Genomic DNA, 17,906 nt, shown 5'->3' on the forward strand with positions numbered 1-17,906 from the left:
ACGAGGCGCTCGCGCGCGCTGTCTGAATGATGAAACTTGGACTTTCCAGCAACGCATTGCAGCACAGCGGCGGCCTAGAGCGCTATGCGATGGATCTCGTGCGAGGCTTCGCGGCACGCGGCGTCGAGCTTGCATTTTTTGCGCGCCGTTTCGATACGTCTCTGCCCGAAAGCGGCATGGTCGAACGGCACCGCATCAATGTGTCGTTCCTGCCGGGCAAACTGCGCGACCGGTGGTTTTCATGGCGTTTGCGCTCGGCGCGCCGAGCGGCGCACGTCGACTTGCTGATTGGCTGCAACCGCGTTGACTCGTCGGATATCGCCATCTGCGGCGGTACGCATCTTGGTTTTCTTCAGGCGACGGGGCGCGCGCAGAAGCACTCGGACCATTGGCAGATCGAACTTGAGCGGCGCCAATACGCGCGCTCCAAGGTCGTCGTCGCCCATTCGCAACTCATGCATGACGAGTTGCGGCGACTGTACGAGGTCGACGAAGCAAAAATCCGTGTGTTGTATCCGCCCGTTGATGGAACACGTTTCAAGCCGACCGATGCGGCCACTCGCGCCGCCCTGCGGCGTAAATACGGTTTTGCGGACGACGAGATCGTTCTGCTGTTTCCGTCCAGCAGTCACGAGCGCAAGGGGTTGCCGCTCATCGAAGCGGCGTTGCGGGATACGTCACTGCCGATCGTGGTGGCGGTGGCGGGGCGCCCGCCCGCGCGCACTTCGGAACGGCTGCGCTACATCGGCTACGTCAAGGAACTCGCGGAGTGTTATCAGGCCGCCGATTTCACTATTCTTGCATCGACGTACGAGCCGTTCGGCCTCGTCGGCATCGAATCGGTGATGTGTGGCACGCCGGTGATTTTCCCGTCGAACATCGGTTGCTGCGACGCTATCGCCTCACATGCAAAGTTTGTCTTCGAGCCGGGCGACGTGGCCGACCTGCGGGCAACGCTGGCGCGCGTGGTCGCGGCACATCGCGACCACGCGCGCCTCGCGCCGCCCGAACTCACCGACGCCGCCGCGGTCCGCTATGACCCGAGCGTGGCCGCTCACGTCGATGCGTTGCTGAGCCTGGCGAAGCAGATCGCACCTGTCTCGTAGGTCTCGCCACTCTCTGCGGGACGGCGCGCGTGGGCCGCCGGGCACGGTCTGGCGTCGTTTTGCGCGAGGGCCACATGTTATAATTTTGCGATATCGACGCTTGAAATTAACGCTTGAATTCGGCTTGATCTCATTCGAGCCGAACACCCCCTTTACTTCACCGGGCTTCAATGCCCGCGAGGACAGGCGGCGGGCCAGCAGCGCCGTCGCCGGGGCGCGCCTACCCGTCACGACGGGGCCGTAGCCGCCGCACTGGATCTGTCGAAAAGAATACGCTGGAGATTGTGCATGGCGAACGCGACCTCGCGCCGGGTATCGGCGTACAGCAAGATCGCGGCGGAAATAAACGCGCCGATGAGCCTATGAGTCGGCTTGCCGGGCGTCTTCTCACCTTCAGGTCGGCTATTCCGCGACTGCTCGCCAAGCCTTTTCGCCGCGAGCCGCAGAGCATTCGCCGCATCCTGATCGCGCATCATCTTCTGCTTGGCGATACGTTGCTGCTCACGCCGCTGCTCGCCAAGTTGCGTGCGCAATATCCGCAAGCGGACATTCTTCTGGCCTGCCCGAAAGCCATCGTGCCGCTATATGCGGGGCGGCCTTTCGGCGTGAACGCGTTGCCGTTCGATCCGCGCGATCCGGCGTCCGTGCGAAACGTTTTGCTTTCCGGACCTTACGACCTTGGCCTCGTGCTCGGCGATAACCGCTATAGCTGGCTCGCGCTCGCGGCCGGCTGCCGGTGGATCGTCGGACACTCCGGCGACAAGCCCGCGTGGAAGAACTGGCCGCTCGACCGGAGCGTGCCATATCCCAATGCGCCCGAGGCGTGGGCCGACCTCGCCGCGCAACTGATAGAAGGGCCGCCTCCACGCGCTTACCGTCCCGCCGATTGGCCCGCGCCGCCGCATCTTGCGTTGCCGGAGCCGGCGCAGTTCACAAAACGTTATGTGGTGCTTCATCCGGGCGCGAGTGGGAGCGTCAAGCGCTGGCCGAATGCACGCTGGCTCGAGCTGGCGCGGCGAGTCGAAGCACTGGGTTATCTGCCGGTGTGGACCGGCGGTCCGGGCGAAGCGGCTCTGATCCGCGCGATCGACCCGCAAGCGCGTCATCCGAATCTGGCGGCTCAGCTCGGTCTCGGCGAGTTGTGGCATCTGTTTGCCGGTGCTGAGGCCGTGGTTTGTCCCGATACCGGAGTTGCCCATCTTGGGCGCCTGATCGGTGTGCCTACGCTTGCGCTCTTCGGTCCCGGCAACGCGCAGATTCATGGCGCGGGACGCTACTGGCGCGAGGTGCCGTTCGTGCCGATCACCGTCGCCGACATGCCGTGCCGCGATCAGCCTTTTATCTTCCGCCGCGAGGTAGCATGGGTGCGGCGCTGCGATCGCAACGAGACGACCTGCGTCGCGTGGCGCGGCGACCACGCCGAGTGCATGGGCCAACTCACGGTCGAGTCGGTATTCAATGTTTTGCAAAATATCCTGGTGAAAGCGTAATGACTCACACGGCTGCGCGAGTGGAGCGCCTGTTCTGGGTTGCCTGTCCGGTCCTGCTGTTCGTGGTGATGTTCGGCCACATGACGGCGATCGTCTTCAACGCGCTCGCGTTGCTTGCGCTCGGTGTCGCGGCGGCTGCCTTTTCGGCGGACCGTCCGCCGCTCGTGCGCTGGCCGCTGCTGCTGCCCGTCGCCGCGTGGGCGGGGTGGGGGCTTGCTTCGGTGGCGTGGTCGCCGTATCCGATGGTCAGCCTGCACGCGTGGTGCGACGAGGTGCTCTATCCGCTGGTATCGTTCTGGGGCTTCTGGCTGTTCGGCAGCCAACTGCGGCGACCCGAGCCCGTGGTCGCGGTCAACTGGCTTGCGTGCCTTGTGCTCGCCACGATCAGCGCGCTCAACTGGGGGCATCTGCAGCCGCCTACGGCCAACACCTTCCCGTTGCATTTCTATAATCGCGTCGGTCATACCAGCACGCTCGCGGTGTTCTCGATGGCGCTCTTCGCCGGCTTCCTGTTGCGTCCGCGCTGGCGCGTGGTCGGCGCGAGCGGCATTGTGCTGTGCCTCTTTATCGGGCTCGCGACGCTCAACCGGTTCTTCTGGCCGGCCGCCGCCGTAACGCTTCTCGTCGCGTTATATCCGCTGTATCGGCGCCGCCTCATGCTTGCGGTGCTGGCCATTGCCGTGGTGGGTGCAGCCGGCGTCGGCACGCTCGAACTCAGTTCCCGCTTGCGCACGAGCGGTGCCGCGCCGGAGGTCACGCAGGCGCGCGACGTCGTGATCGACGGTCACCAGGTCTACGTGCCGGGCTCACTGTCGGCTATCGGCGATACGGTATCGGCCGATACGCGCCCGAAGTTGTGGGCGTTCTATGTCGGCCAGGCCGAGCATCACGCCTGGGCCGGCATCGGTTTCGGCAAGCCATTGCCGGGCATCGTCTATCGCAATGCAATGCCGCCTGCGTTGCTGGCGGCAGAACCGCAAGCGCTGACGCATGCGCACAACCTGTTCATCAACACGTGGTTGCAGACAGGCTTCATTGGCGTGGTGCTGCAGACGGCGCTGTTGCTAAGCCTGGTTGCGCGATTCTGGCGGTATCAGCGAGCCGAACCGTGGTTATGCGCTGCAGGCGTCGCACTGGTGGCCGGCATGATCGCGAAAAACATGACCGACGATTTCATGTGGCAGACGACCATGCTGGCGTTCTGGTCGTTCGCGGGCCTCCTGCTGGGGTACGCGGAGCACGGCAGAGCGTCGGCTGGATCTTCGCAAAGCGTTGAGCGCACCATGTCCACGGCCGGGCGGGTCGAACCGCTACGCGAATCGCAGACCGTCAAGCTGGATGAAAAAGGGCGGTGATGAGCGAGACATTAAAGGCCGCTGAGACCGACCGCGCCCCGTTGCGCATTCTGTTTCACATCAACGACTTCGGTAAGGGCGGCACCGAGACGGCGCTGCTGTCGTGGCTCAAGACACTGGACCGCCGGCTGTTCGCACCGAGCCTCTCGGTGGCTTATCCGACCGACGACCTGGCGTTCTGGCGCGCGCATTCCATTCCCGACGACGTCGATGTCCATGTGCTCGCTTCATCGGAATGGATGGTCGCGCTGCATAAGAAAGCGCGTCAACGCAAACTCGGCCTCGGCGAGAAGCTGTTGCACAAGGCGCTGACCTACGGCGCGATCCGGCCGCTGGCGGCGCGGCGGATGCGACGCCTCGCGAGCCGGCACGACCTGGTTTGCGACTTCGATTTTTCGCTGCGTCATCTGGCAGGAAGTTGCGGCGTGCCGTGGATTGGCGTCAGTCACTTCAGCCTCGCCGCGCGGCTTGGCAACAAGAGCGAGCGTTATGTTGCCCGCCGCGTCCGGCATTTCGCACGTTACTCCGCGGTAGCCGTGCTGACGCCGGCCATGCTGCGCGAAGCGCGCGAGCTTTTCGCGACAAGTCATGTGGACGTTACCGAGTTGCCGAACGTGATCGACATCGATGCGTTGCGGCGTGCGGCGTCCGGGCAGATCGAACGTCCGGCGGATTCGTTCATTGTGTCGGTGGCGCGTCTGGACGAAGGTCAGAAGGACCACAAGACGCTGCTGCGAGCCTACGCCCAATTACGCGAGCGTGGCCGCTGCAGCGCGGCGCTGGTGCTGATCGGCGAGGGCCGGGACCGAGGCGAGCTGGAGCAACTCGCGCGCGAACTGGGGATCGCCCCGTCCGTGCATTTCCTGGGCTTTTGCGCGAACCCATCGCCCTATATCAGGCAGGCAGAGCTGTTAGTGCTGAGCAGCCGCTATGAGGGCTTCGGCATGGTGCTTGGCGAGGCCATGGCGCTCGGCACGCCGGTTCTATCGACGGATTGCCCGACCGGCCCGCGCGATCTGCTGGAGGGCGGCAAAGCCGGCCTGCTAGTACCGCCGGGCGATGTCGACGCGATGGCGCTGGCCATGGAACGTCTTCTCACCGAGACCGAACTGCGCCGTGGCCTCGTGCAGGCAGCTTCACAAAAGGTCGCCAGTTTCGCGCCCGCAAGCGCGAACCAGCGGATGCTCGCACTGGCCTCGAGGCTGTTGAAGGAGAAGGCGGCGACGTCTCGGTGAGCCGGGACTTCGATCGCGTGGCGGTTGCGTTAATCTCTAAACGCTGGTCCTCCGGCGTCGCTCGCCGACATCGTCAGTATGTCGGGCGACCTGCCGGATAGAGATAGAATGGTGCGCTTTGCCCGTACTCGACTCTGCCCATGTGGTTCAAAAACCTTCAGCTTCACCGCCTTCCCGCGCCGTGGTCCGTTACTCCCGAACAGATGCAGAAGTGGCTAGCGCCGCATGCTTTCGCGCCCGGCAATAGTGTAGAGATGCAAAGCCATGGCTGGGCGTCTCCTCGCGACAATGATTCGCTCGTGTATGCGCTCAATGGCCAATTGCTGCTCACGTTTCGCACTGAGAAGAAACTGCTGCCGGCTTCGGTCGTCACGCAAGTCACTAAGGCGCGCGCCGCTGAACTGGAAGAGCAGCAGGGTTTCAAACCAGGCCGCAAACAGATGCGCGAACTCAAGGAGCAGGTCACCGACGAACTGTTGCCGCGCGCTTTCAGCATCCGGCGTGATACGCGCGTTTGGATCGATTGCCGCAACGGCTGGCTGGTCATCGACGCAGCGTCGCAAGCAGTTGCCGACGAAGTGCGCGGGTTGCTGGTGAAGTCGATCGACCAGTTGCCGCTTGGCACCGTGCGCGTTACACAATCGCCGGTTGCGGCCATGACGGGTTGGCTGCTCTCGGGCGAGGGGCCCGCTGGTTTCACGCTCGATCAGGACACCGAGTTGCGCTCACCGGCGGAAGGCAACGCAACCGTGCGTTACGTCGGACATGCTTTGGACGCCGAAGATATGCGCCGTCATATCGAGGCCGGCAAGCAATGCATGCGGCTTGCGATGACGTGGAACGATCGGGTGTCGTTCGTACTGACGCCTTCGCTGACGATCAAGCGCATTGCACCGCTCGACGTGCTGAAGGAAGCCAGCGATCCGACCGCGCAGAACGACGACGAACGCTTCGACTCGGATTTCACGCTGATGACTGCGGAACTCGATCGCATGCTGGGTGACCTGCTCGACGCGTTGGGCGGAGAGCAGGTTGACGCGGTGTTGCAGGCCGCGGCGGCTTGAGCGGGCGGTGCGTTCGGGGAGACCTGTTTTGCGCTTACACCAGGCTTGGGTCCCTGGAGACGGAAAGTCCGCTCGATCCCGTAGTCGGGGGAGGGCAGCAGTGGCGATGCACAGGCTCGCTTAAGGAACCGTGACCCGGTTCAGCATGACGGCGAAAACGGCTACCGTATCAACGAGTTGAGGAAGTTGTGGGGTGGTTATGCACAGACTACTGAACAGAATCTGTGGGTAACTTCACCCCGCCACTCCCCTCCAGGCATTCCGCCTCGCAAACTATTTCATCGCCGCCATGGCCTGCTGGATCTCTTCGGTGCTGAGATCGCGCTTATGCGTCGCCAACGACCAGCTATGTCCGAACGGGTCTTTTAGCTGGCCGTAGCGGTCGCCCCAGAACATGTCGGCGACAGCCATCTTGACGGTCGCGCCCGCATCGACGGCTTGCTGGAAACTGGCGTCCACGTCTTCGACGTAGTGGTGAATCGTCACCGGCGTGCCTTGCAGGTGGTTCGGTCCGAACGCCTGGTGTTCGGGCCATTCGTCGGTGAGCATCAGCATGGAATCGCCGATTTTCAGGCACGCGTGCATCACCTTGCCGCCCGGCCCCGGCAGCCGGAACTGTTCGACGGCGTTGAAGGCTTTCGTGTAGAACGCGATGGCTTCGGCTGCGTTTGCGCAGATCAGGTACGGCGTGAGCGAGTGCATCCCTTCCGGGATCGGTTTGACAGCAGGGCTGCTCATGACGGCGACTCCTTGAAGTAACAGGTTCGTGGATTGAAGTCCGACTGTTTCAGCCAGGCTCCCAACGTTACGACGAGCGCATCACCGCCGGATCGACACTCCGTAAAAAATATTTTCGAGCACGAACGTGCGCGTACCGGCGAGGTTGAAAGGCCTGAAAGTCGCTTGTCAGCCATCAGCCGTCAGCCGTCAGCCGTCAGCTTTCAGCCATCGCACCCGACCCTCAGCCCGCCGGATTATCTTCATCCGCAGGCGCCGGTGGCGCCGCAGCGGGCCCTGGCGAAGGCGCCGCCGTCCCGTCGGGTGCGCCAAGTATGCTGATCTGGAATGTCGGCGTGGCCGCAAGCGACTGCAGTGTGGAATCTTCGGGAATGTGCTCGAAAAGCGGCAGGATGACGGAGCCGCCAATCACCGCGCGCCGGCTATTGTCAGCGGGACGCAGTCCCCACACGTCCTGATAGACGACCGGCACCGTGACGCCGTTGCGAGTCGTATTGCCGATGTAAAGCATCACATGCCCGCCGATATAAATCAGCGTGCGTAACGGCACGCCATGTTGCGCCAGATAGTCGAGGCGTTGCCCAGGCGTCGAAGCGGACAGATCGATCATGCGCCCGGCACTCATCTGCGTGGACGAATGGCGCGGCAACCACACGCCGAAGGTCGCGAAGATGCTCTGCAACTCCGACGAGCAGTCGTTATAGAGGCCGCTGTTGCCCCAGCCGTAAGGCCGGCCAATCAGTGCTTTCATCAGCGTCGCGAGATGGCGCGGCGTCGCGGCGAGCGGCATCGGTGCAATCTGTTGGTCGGTAAGTTCGGCTGTGCGAACGAGCGCGTCGCCTTCTGCGTCGCGTGCGGGCACGAGGACTTGGTGCGGAGCCGGCGTATCGGCGACCGCGCCAGGTTCGCTAACGTTGGTGCCGGCATTGGCGTCCACGCTCGAGTCATTGGCAGCACCAGCACCGCTAGCGCTACCGTCAGCCGCCGCACGCGTCTTCAAGCCGCGTCCCGCGTTGACCGATGAGCGCGCGATCAATGGCAACAGCGTGCCGGCAGGCGCGTCGAAGCGGAAGACACCGCGGCTATCGCGCACCGGCGCCGAAGCAGAAATCACCGCGCCGAGCGACTTGGCCGTCGCTGCGCGCCAAGTATCGACGAATCGCTCGCTCGCCATGCCCACACCGTCGCTGCGCACCCAGCCCTGCACATCCGGCGTTTGCACATAACGCCATGCACCGTCGACGCTCGTGCCCAGCACATACAGCGGCGTGCCCGGCCGCACCGCGGAGATTTGCAGATTGTCGAACGGATAGCCTTCGCCAGCCAGACGGTGGCTGTAAAACGACGGGTCGGAGGTCGGCAACTCGCGCACCATGAGGTTGGTCGTCGCGATTGCACGCCGTGAGGGCTGGTAGACCGGCGCCTCGGTGAACTGCGCGACGTTCATGTTGCGCGCGATGGCGTCGATCCACGCCTTGTCGTGCGGGCGGAAGTTCTCGCCATAACCGACAGCCGCGCCGCTCTTGCCGCTATTGTCGAAGCTGGCAATGCGGCGCTGCTGCAACGCGACAATATCCGCGCCTTGCTGGCGATAGACGCGCATGGCGACGTACGCGGAATTCCACGGCGACGGCGCATTGGTGCCGGTGCCGAAGTAGCGTGCATAGAGCGCCCGGAAGTGCGCCTGCTGGTCGGCGGTACTCAGGAACGTCTGGTCGTAACCGGGGCTCGTCGGATCGAGCCAGTGATCGACGTCCTGATCATAGGCGCCGAGCGGGAACAGCGTGATCGTATCCGCGGTAACGCGCGCGTCGCGTGTCTGCGACGGATTACTACACGCGGCGAGCCCCGCAAGCGACGCGAAAGCCAGGGAAATGACGACGGCGCGCGCGGCGTTCGGCCAGGAGCGAGCGATGCGGAAAGGGACGGCTACAGGCATGAGTTCGGCAAAGTAAGTCCAAGGCCACGATGATACGGTGTCGCGCGTTCCATTACACTTGATCGATTCGCAAACGAACGCATTCAACGCCTCGTGCGTTGATTCATAGGAGCAAGATATGCAAACGAGCGCACGCAACCAGTTTGCCGGCGAAGTCACGACGGTCACGCACGGCGCCGTCAACGACGAAGTCACGCTGCGCACCGCGGACGGACTGGACATCGTCGCAATCATTACGCACGGCAGTGCAACGGCGCTTGGTCTCGCCGCAGGCAAGAAAGCCTTCGCGCTGGTGAAGGCGTCCTCGATTATCGTGATGGTCGACGTAGCGAAAAATCAGGTGTCGGCTCGCAACTGCATCGCGGGTACCGTGACGGCAGTAACGAAAGGCGCGGTCAATTCGGAGGTGATCATTGGCGCGGGCGGCGCGCAGATCGCTGCGGTCGTGACCAACGAGAGTGCCGAGCGCCTCGGCCTCGCGGCAGGCAAAGCGGCGACGGCGATCTTCAAGGCGTCGAGCGTGATCATCGGCGTGCAGTCGTAGTGGCCGCACTCCAGTGAACCAGGAAGCCGCTTGCTTTACACTGGGCCGGCTGGTTTCCTCACTTTCCGCTTTCATCACGGACCCGTCATGTTCGAAGTTTCCTCCGCCTCGCAATTGCCCAAAGCCGCACATTACGAAGAACTCGTCGCGCAGGCGCGCGCGCTTCTCGCCGACGAAACCGACTGGATCGCCAACGCCGCGAATTTCTCGTCGTTCGTATTTCATTCGCTGAGCGGTCTGAACTGGGCCGGATTCTACTTTTTCGATGGCCGCGAACTCGTGGTCGGCCCATTCCAGGGCAAGCCGGCGTGCGTGCGCATTGCGCTCGGCAAGGGCGTCTGCGGCACGGCTGCGCAAACGCGTGAGACGCAGGTTGTACGCGACGTCCACGAATTCCCCGGCCACATCGCTTGCGATTCCGCGTCGCAATCGGAAATCGTCGTGCCGCTCGTTGCGCCAGACGGCACGCTGATCGGCGTATGGGACGTGGACAGCCCGCTCGTTGCGCGCTTCGACGAAGACGACGCAAAGGGCATGCAAGCGCTCTGTGCGGTGTTTATCGAATCAGCGCTGCCGCGCGCGCCTTAGTCGCCGCACGCGGTCTCGGCCATTATCAGAAAAATATAAGGCGCGCGATGCAAGACCCGTCTCATCCCGCAGTGCATGCGCGCGACGCCGCTCTCGAAGCGGCGCCCTTCGGCATGTTCATCTGCAATGCACGCGGCACGTTCGAGCACGTCAACGCGGCCTTCGAAAAACTGACGGGAATGACCGCCAATGAACTGGTCGGCCGGCGTAGCTTCGAATCGCTGCACGATCCGGCAGAGCTTGCGAGACGTCGCGGCGAATTGCCGATATTGGCCAAGATAGGCGCCCGATACGAGAGTGAGTGGACTTATCTGCGACGCAGCGGCACGCCCGTGCGCGTGGTGCTCGCGCTTTCCCCGCTCTCCGGTGAAGGGGTGTGTCATCCCGGCGACGCGCGTTACGTCGGCGTTGTCGTCGACATGACGCGCTATGCGCAATCGGACGCGCGCCTCTGGTATGTGTCGCATCACGACGGCGTGACGCGTCTGCCCAATCAGACGCTTTTCACCGAGCGCCTCGAGTTGACGATCGCGCGCTGCGAACGCCATACGAGCGGCTTTACCGTGCTGATCGCCGAGCTCGATCACTTGCGCAAGCTTCGCGACGCACTCGGTTTGCACGCAGCCGAACTGGTGTTGCAGATCGTCGGCGAGCGGTTGCGCGGTCTCTTTCCGAACGACGGCACGATCGCCTCGATCGGCGGCACGCAGTTCGCATTGCTGATCAACGAGACCGGCTCCGCTGCCGATGCGTTCGCCGCCGAAGCGCTCAGCCGCATTGCCGAACCGATCGACTACGGCGGTACGGCGCTGAACATTGCGGCGAGCATCGGCATCGTCGCGTATCCGGACGACGGCGGCGATGCGCCGACGTTGATGCGCCGCGCGGGCGTCGCGCTCTCGGCGGCAGCGGCGGTCAACGGCAACGCGGTCCGGCGTTTTTCGACCGCGCTCGAAGGGCAGGCCGCGCGCCGCTTCCAGATCGAGACCATGTTGCGTGAAGCGTTGGAGCGCCAGCAGTTGCATCTTGTCTACCAGCCGCAGGTGACGCTCGCCACTGGCCGCATCGCGCAAGTCGAAGCGCTGCTGCGCTGGAATCATCCAGAGCGAGGCATGATCAGTCCGGCCGAGTTCGTGCCGGTTGCCGAAGAGTCCGGGCTCATTGAGCAGATCGGCGAATGGGTGATCCGCACCGCGTGTCGCGACGCGGGCAAACTCCTTCGCATGACGGGCAACCTGCCACGCGTCGCGGTTAATGTGTCGCCGCAGCAGTTCCAGCGGCACGACCTGTTCGAGACCATTCGCGGCGCGCTCGACAGCGCCGCGCTCGCTCCGTCCTATCTGGAAGTGGAGATCACTGAAGGTGTGTTGCTGGGCGACACCGACCAGACGCTGGAAACGCTCCACGCGCTGCGCGGGCTCGGCGTGGAGATTGCCGTCGACGACTTCGGCACAGGCTATTCGAGTCTCGCGTATTTGACGCGGTTTCCGCTCAATCGCCTGAAGATCGACCAGTCGTTCGTGACGAGAATGGCCGGCGATCCGCAATGTCACGCGCTCGTCGGCGCGATCGTCGCAATGGCGCACGCACTCGGGCTGCGCGTCACGGCGGAGGGCGTCGAAACACCTGAACAGGCGGCGCAGCTACAGGCGCTCGGCTGTGACGAGGCGCAAGGCTTCTGGTTTTCGCGGCCGGTGACGGCGTCGGCGTTGGGGAATCTGCTGAGTCCGTCGGGCGCGTGATGTCGGCGGCATGCGTGCCGTCAACCATCAGGCCAGCCGCTGTGTGTGACGAGTTGGCGCAATATTTGCATCGTGTCGCACCATCACGGCCCGGGCAAAACGACCCGGGCCTGACCAGGAGGAGACAATGCGCGACGACACGTATCACGCCGTAACCCCATTCGCCCCCAACGAGACTTGCTGGCTCACCCCGTCGATTCAGAAGTCCCATGAACGCTCGGAAGTGTTCGGTCTGAGCGAGTCCATGCGTCCCGACTACGATGTGCTGCCGGCCGGCGAACTGGCGCTGAAGCTCGAGCAGAACCGCATTCTTTGCGCGCACGCCACGCCGGTCATGGAAACCCTGCATGAGCAGATTGTGAACACTCAGAGCATGATCGTGCTGACGGACGCCGAAGGTTTGATCCTTCATTCGATCGGCGACGACGACTTCCTGCGGCGCGCCGAAAAGGTCGCGCTGCGGCCGGGCGCGAACTGGGCGGAAAACCGTCAAGGCACCAATGCAATCGGCACAGCGCTCGCCGAACGCAGCGCAACCGTCGTGCACGGCGAGCAGCACTATCTCGCCGCCAACCGCTTCCTGACCTGCTCCAGCGTGCCGATTCTCGATCCGTACGGCGATCTCATCGGCGTGCTCGACGTCACGGGCGACCATCGCAGCTATCACCAGCACACCATGGCGCTCGCAAAAATGTCCGTGCAGATGATCGAGAATCATCTGTTTGCCAACACGTTCCGCGAAACCTTGCAGATAGCATTTCATGGCCGTCCGGAGTTTCTGGGTACCTTGATGGAAGGCATCGCTGCCTTCACGTGCGACGGCCGCTTTCTGTCCGCGAATCGCAGCGCGCAATTCCAGCTCGGCTTGCCGCTTGCGGGGTTGCGCGCGCATACGCTGTCGTCGCTGTTCGGGCTTACCAGCGCCCAGTTGATCGACCGTCTGCGCACGCACCGCGATCGTCATCTGTCGCTGAACCTGAGCAACGGCGCCGTGGTGTGCGCGAACGTCCGGTTCCGCCGCTCGACAGTCGCCGAAGAGCCCGCCCGTTCCCGCACGCCGACCGAATCGGCTGCGGCCCAGCGCAGCGAGCCATCCGCCATGCCCGCGCATCCGCTGTCGAAGCTCGGTTATCTCGACACCGGCGACCCGCAGATCGCGGCGGTCATCGCCAAGGTGCGCAAGGTCATCGGCAAGAACATCCCGATTCTGATCACCGGCGAGACCGGCACCGGCAAGGAACTGCTCGCGCAGGCGATCCACAACGATTCGCCTCGCCGCGCCGGCCCTTTCGTCGCGGTGAACTGCGCGTCGATACCGGAAACGTTGATCGAATCGGAACTGTTCGGCTACGAGGAGGGCGCGTTCACCGGCGCGCGGCGCAAAGGCGCCGTCGGGAAACTGTTGCAGGCCAACGGCGGCACGCTTTTTCTCGATGAAATCGGCGACATGCCGTACCCGTTGCAAGTGCGTCTGTTGCGGGTGCTGCAGGAGCGTCTCGTGAACCCGCTCGGCTCGACAAAGTCGATTCCCGTCGATGTCGCGATCATTTGCGCGACCCATCGCGATCTGCGTGAAATGATCGCGCAGAGCCGCTTTCGCGAGGATTTGTACTACCGCCTCAACGGTCTGGTCGTCAAATTGCCGCCGCTGCGCGAACGCACCGATCTATCAGCGGTGATCAGAAAAATGCTGGATTGCGCAGCGGCTGAGAACGGCGGCGGCCAGGCGCTCAGCATCGCAGACGACGTCATGACGCTCTTCGGGCAATGCGCGTGGCCCGGCAACTTCCGCCAGCTCGGCAATCTGCTGCGTACGGCGGCGGTGATGGTGGATGCAGACGGAGAAATTCGCCGCGAGCATCTTCCCGACGATTTCTTCGACGACCTGCGTGTCGCCGGGCCATCGTCCCCGCACGGAGTGGATGTGTTGTCGTTACCGAGCGGGCGGCTTCACGACGTTGCCGCGAGCGTGATCGCCAACGCGGTCGCGCAGCATGGCGGCAACGTGTCGGCTGCGGCTCGCACGCTCGGCATCTCGCGCAATACCATCTATCGGAAGCTGCCGGCGCACGGCGCGAACAACAGCGAAGACGCAGCGTGACTCGCGTGGGGAGCTATGCGCTGCGATGCTCCGTTGTGCAACAGCACTGTTCCGGAATTGAACGGGTGCGAATTTCGATGCCGCGCCTAGCGTGGCGTGCTTGCCACGCGCGGCAGGCATTGGGTCGCAAACAAGCCGTCGCTTGGGACGCAGCGCTTTGGCTGCACTACAGGCGAAATCAAAGCGCAGGTCGATACGTTCGGCATGGACATTGCGTTCATAAGAGAACCGCTTCGCCGACGCGGTTTTTTATCAAATGTCCTATTCAAGGAGACAGCCATGCAGTGGACCACCCCCGCTTACACCGACTTGCGCTTCGGTTTTGAAATCACGATGTATATCGCCACTCGCTAAGCCATGTTCAAACGCCGCCGCGCGCGTCACGTTGCACGAGGCGCGCGGCGGCGTTCAAAGCATCGCCTAGGCAAGCATAGATTCCGGGCTTCGATGCAGGCAGCGCCCTGCCACAACGAATCAGACACGCGTGACTGCCATGAATGCTCCGGATACTGAAAACTTCATCGGTCCGCGCCCGAATTTGCATCCGCTCTTCCGCTTGCAGCGGGATGTCGCGCAAGTCGGCTATGTGCTGGTGTCTGCAGCAGGGGTCGTCAAGTTGAATCCGACAGCAGGCGAAATACTAAGCCGCTGCGACGGCACGCGCGAACTCGACGAGATCATCGGCGAGCTCGAGGACATGTTCAACGCGTCGGATCTCGCCACGGACGTCTATCGTTTCATCGAGCATGCCCGGCAACGCGGCTGGGTAGAGTGATCACGACTTGAGCGTTCGGGGCGCCGCAAGGTACTTATCACATACGTTAAAAGCGCCCAGCGATTCTCCTGAACCACAGGGAATCGCTGAGCGCTTTCACTCGCGCCGCACGGCGCGAATCACATTTTCAGCGCTTGCCTCTAGGGCGAAGTACCCGCATTGAGCGAGCTACCGGCGCTCAGCGGTTTCGACGACGCCCTCGCGCTCTCGTCCGTCATCTTGCTCTTTCCGGCGCTGTAGCCGTTCGAATACAACAGGAACGCCATGATGTCCGCGTAGTCTTGCGGCTTCATCTTGCCGGGACGGTCCGCGGGCATGTTGGTCGCCATATACCCATACACACCGCCGATAGTCAGCTTCGCATTCGCCGTTGGTGCAAACGACGGACCTCGCAACGCAGGCGCGTTCAGTCCTTGCAGATCGGGACCGTGGCACTTCGCGCACGCGCTCGAGTACAAGGTCTTGCCATGCGCGACCTGGGCGCGGTCGAAAGCCGGCGCGTCCGTGGACACGGCCGCATCGACCTTGATGAAATGGCCCTCGGCAATCTCGCGACCACCGGCTCGCATGATTGCTCCTTTGATGTCGGCATGACGAGGACCGTCGCGATACGCGAACACCCCTGTGTCCGGCATGCTCGCCTGTGCTGTGCGAGGCAGCGTCCAGCCGCGCGTCAATGCGGCGAGTCTGCCGTCGGACTCCATCTTGCGCAGCGCGGCGTCGATACGCGGCTGCAACGCTGCTCCGTTTTTGCCGAACGCAAACACCAGTTGCCAGTCGGCATATGCCGAAGCGGCTTGCGCGATCTGAAAGCGCCGCTCGGGATGCGTTTTCGTATAAGCAACGACAGCTGGGTACCAGACGATCGCACGTTGTGCATGTCCGTTGGCGACGGCATCGACGGTCAGTTCAGCGGTGTTCTCTAAGTCGAGCTTCACGTTCGGTTGCTGCACGGCGATCAACTGCGCGGGGCTCGCATACGTGGCCGCAACGATCTCGGCGTCGCCTGTGTGCCCCGCGGGTTCTTGCATCGTCACGCTCACATAGCCCGAGTGCAGATAAGCCCGCGAGAAAGTCAGCTTGCTATTGGAGCCGTCGGCGACCTCGGAGCGCGGAAAGCCGGCGATCACATCGCATTTGCGGGCGAGCGCCTTGTCGAGTTCCTTGAGCGAGACGCCGTCGTCGTCGTTGCTCGCGAAACCTCCTGGCGCAAGCGTCAAAGCAACGCCGGCGGTGCGAAATGCTTCGCGTGTGACGGCCTCGTCGAGCACCGTCGAAGGGCTGCCTGGAAAAGTGCAAACGCGCACGCCCGCGCTGGCGTGACCAGGCATCGGCATGCCGCTCGCCAGCAACGCGCCGGCTAGAGCAAAAGAGTTGAGTCGAGTCTTCATGATATTGCTTCCGGGAAGGGCGGACCGCCGCGAGCCACCTGCGCGCGCGATCAGGCGCGCGAGGCCGGCGCGGCGCCCGCGTGGAGATCAGCCGTGGTTGAGTGCGAACACGTACAGCGTGCCGCCGCGTGGAATCTTTTCGGCAGCTTTCGCCATCGGCCCGCCCCAGATTGGATTAGCGCCGCCGTAGCCGGCGAGAATCGCCACGTACTCCTTGCCGTCGACCTCGAACACCGACGGTTGCGCCACGATGCCGCTGGCGAGCTTCGGGCTCTTCCAGAGCACCTTGCCGGTCGACGAATCGAATGCGTACAGATGGCCGTCCAACGAACCGCTAAACGCGAGTCCGCTCGCGGTGGTGGCAACGCCACCGTTCCACGGCAGCTTGCTCCAGTAACTCCACATCTTCTTGCCGGTCGTGACGTCGATAGCCTGCAGTTCGCCGTAGCCCTTGCTGCCAGGCTCAGGCTTGATCTCGAAGCCTTCGCCGAGGTACGGCAGTCCTTCCATGTACGTGACCGACTTGCCGGACAGCGACATGCACGCATGCAGCGCCGGAACAATAGCAACCTGCCTGTCGGGGTCGTACGAAACCGACCACCAGTTCTTGCCGCCGAGGAAGCTCGGGCACGTCTCGATGGTCGTGCCTGTCTTCGGGTATTTCGACGGGTCCTGAACCGGCACGCCGTCCGCGGTGTAGCCTGTCACTGAGGTGGCTTTGACGAAGGGCTTCGCGTAGATCAGCTTGCCCGTGCCGCGGTCGATTGCGTGGAAGTAGCCGTTGCGGTCCGCATGAATGATCGCGTCATAGTTCTTGTCCTGATACTTGATGTTCGCGAGCACCGGCGTGTTGACGCCGTCATAGTCCCAGGTGTCGTGTTTCGTGTACTGGTAATGCCATTTGAGGTCGCCGGTCTTCGGGTCGAGCGCGAGCAGCGAATCCGAATAGAGGTTGTCGCCCGGCCGCAGATCTGCGAGCCACGGGCCCGGATTGCCCACCCCCCAGTACAGCGTTCTCGATGCCGCGTCATACGTTCCCGTGAGCCACGCAGGCGCGCCGCCGTGCTCCTGCATGCCGTCGGGCCACGTGTTGGCGCCTTTCTCTCCGGCCGCCGGCACCGTGAAGCGCTTCCACAGCACGTTGCCATTATCAGGATTCAATGCCGCGATGAAGCCGCGTGCGCCATACTCGCCGCCCGCGCTGCCCACCACCAGTGCGCCGTCGATCGCGAGCGGCGCAAGCGAGAACGCATAGCCGACTCCCGGCTCGAACATCGTCTTGCGCCATGCGAGCGAACCTGTTTGCGCGTCGAGCGCGACGACCTCGCCGTTGAGCATCGCGACATACACGTTCTTGCCGTAAAGCGCGACACCGCGATTGATCACGTCGCAGCATGCGGTTTTGAACGACTCGGCGCCGAGCTTCGGTTCGAACTTCCACAACTGCTTGCCGCTTGCCGCATCGAATGCATAGACGTTGTCTTTCGGCGTGGTCACGAAGAGGTAATGGCCATTGACGATTGGCGTGGCTTCGAAACCCTGTTGCAGATCCGCGGGAAATTTGTAGCTCCACACCTGTTTCAACTGCTTCACATTCGACGTATCGATCTGCTTGAGCGGCGAATGTGCCTGGCCGTTGTAGGTGCGGTAATACGTGAGCCAACCCGGATCGCTTTGCGCGGCGCTCAGCCGGTCGTAGGTGACGGCGGGATAATCGTCGGCGAAGGCGGCCGTTGCGCATGACAGACTGACGACCGCGGCGACGCTTGTTGCAAGCGCTCGCGGCCGCAGCACCGAAATTGAACGTGCTTTCATCCTTGTCTCCTGTGTCGACCTGA

Annotated in this window: 15 protein-coding genes; 11 read left to right on the forward strand and 4 right to left on the reverse strand. The window is 63.2% G+C overall.

What is annotated here, in order from left to right; genetic code table 11:
- Positions 1–29 precede the first annotated feature (29 nt).
- From H281_RS0101615 to H281_RS0101635, 5 genes are all read left to right on the forward strand, one after another.
- Positions 30–1,106 (forward strand): glycosyltransferase family 4 protein, encoded by a 1,077-nt coding sequence (locus H281_RS0101615; protein ID WP_027804206.1) that lies wholly within the window; start codon positions 30–32, stop codon positions 1,104–1,106.
- A gap of 362 nt (positions 1,107–1,468) precedes the next feature.
- A complete protein-coding gene (locus tag H281_RS0101620) occupies positions 1,469–2,596 on the forward strand; it encodes a glycosyltransferase family 9 protein (RefSeq protein WP_027804207.1) in 1,128 nt (375 codons plus the stop codon).
- Positions 2,596–3,951, forward strand: coding sequence for an O-antigen ligase family protein (locus H281_RS0101625; RefSeq protein WP_020065345.1), 1,356 nt, complete (start codon positions 2,596–2,598; stop codon positions 3,949–3,951). Before H281_RS0101620 ends, H281_RS0101625 begins: the two co-directional genes overlap by 1 nt.
- Positions 3,951–5,186, forward strand: a complete 1,236-nt coding sequence (locus tag H281_RS0101630) for a glycosyltransferase (RefSeq protein ID WP_020065346.1) — start codon at positions 3,951–3,953, stop codon at positions 5,184–5,186. Before H281_RS0101625 ends, H281_RS0101630 begins: the two co-directional genes overlap by 1 nt.
- Positions 5,187–5,326: 140 nt before the next feature.
- A complete protein-coding gene (locus H281_RS0101635) occupies positions 5,327–6,250 on the forward strand; it encodes a recombination-associated protein RdgC (protein ID WP_020065347.1) in 924 nt (307 codons plus the stop codon).
- Positions 6,251–6,523: 273 nt separating this feature from the next.
- Here H281_RS0101635 and H281_RS0101640 read toward each other — a convergent pair whose 3' ends face one another.
- Positions 6,524–6,988 (reverse strand): VOC family protein, encoded by a 465-nt coding sequence (locus H281_RS0101640; protein WP_020065348.1) that lies wholly within the window; start codon positions 6,986–6,988, stop codon positions 6,524–6,526.
- A gap of 223 nt (positions 6,989–7,211) precedes the next feature.
- Positions 7,212–8,927 carry an SH3 domain-containing C40 family peptidase gene (locus H281_RS0101645; RefSeq protein WP_027804208.1) on the reverse strand — a complete coding sequence of 572 codons (1,716 nt, stop codon included), beginning with the start codon at positions 8,925–8,927 and terminating at the stop codon, positions 7,212–7,214.
- Between the two features lie 118 nt (positions 8,928–9,045).
- Between H281_RS0101645 and H281_RS0101650 the strand changes: the two genes are divergently transcribed.
- The 6 genes from H281_RS0101650 to pqqD all read left to right on the forward strand — a co-directional run bounded on the left by H281_RS0101650 (position 9,046) and on the right by pqqD (position 14,677).
- Entirely contained in the window at positions 9,046–9,471 is a 426-nt protein-coding gene (locus H281_RS0101650; RefSeq protein ID WP_020065350.1) for a TOBE domain-containing protein, read from the forward strand.
- A gap of 87 nt (positions 9,472–9,558) precedes the next feature.
- A complete protein-coding gene (locus H281_RS0101655; protein ID WP_020065351.1) occupies positions 9,559–10,059 on the forward strand; it encodes a GAF domain-containing protein in 501 nt (166 codons plus the stop codon).
- A 47-nt stretch (positions 10,060–10,106) separates the two neighbouring features.
- Positions 10,107–11,801 (forward strand): putative bifunctional diguanylate cyclase/phosphodiesterase, encoded by a 1,695-nt coding sequence (locus H281_RS0101660; protein WP_020065352.1) that lies wholly within the window; start codon positions 10,107–10,109, stop codon positions 11,799–11,801.
- Positions 11,802–11,928: 127 nt separating this feature from the next.
- Positions 11,929–13,902, forward strand: coding sequence for a sigma-54-dependent Fis family transcriptional regulator (locus tag H281_RS0101665; protein WP_020065353.1), 1,974 nt, complete (start codon positions 11,929–11,931; stop codon positions 13,900–13,902).
- 279 nt (positions 13,903–14,181) lie between these two features.
- Positions 14,182–14,256: a pyrroloquinoline quinone precursor peptide PqqA gene (pqqA, locus tag H281_RS34220; RefSeq protein WP_033379411.1), complete on the forward strand. Its 75-nt coding sequence runs from the start codon at positions 14,182–14,184 to the stop codon at positions 14,254–14,256.
- 139 nt (positions 14,257–14,395) lie between these two features.
- The gene (gene pqqD, locus H281_RS0101675; RefSeq protein WP_020065355.1) at positions 14,396–14,677 is read left to right on the forward strand and encodes a pyrroloquinoline quinone biosynthesis peptide chaperone PqqD; all 282 of its coding nucleotides are present in this window, start codon (positions 14,396–14,398) and stop codon (positions 14,675–14,677) included.
- 140 nt (positions 14,678–14,817) lie between these two features.
- On the opposite strand, the gene H281_RS0101680 is transcribed toward pqqD, so the two are convergent.
- Both H281_RS0101680 and H281_RS0101685 read right to left on the reverse strand, forming a co-directional pair.
- Positions 14,818–16,068, reverse strand: coding sequence for a c-type cytochrome (locus H281_RS0101680; RefSeq protein WP_027804209.1), 1,251 nt, complete (start codon positions 16,066–16,068; stop codon positions 14,818–14,820).
- 87 nt (positions 16,069–16,155) lie between these two features.
- Complete coding sequence (locus H281_RS0101685; protein WP_020065357.1) at positions 16,156–17,883, reverse strand: methanol/ethanol family PQQ-dependent dehydrogenase; 1,728 nt, start codon at positions 17,881–17,883, stop codon at positions 16,156–16,158.
- Between the last annotated feature and the right edge of the window lie 23 nt (positions 17,884–17,906).

The sequence above is a fragment of the Paraburkholderia caledonica genome (assembly GCF_000383275.1).
GTDB classification, from domain to species: Bacteria; Pseudomonadota; Gammaproteobacteria; order Burkholderiales; family Burkholderiaceae; genus Paraburkholderia; species Paraburkholderia caledonica.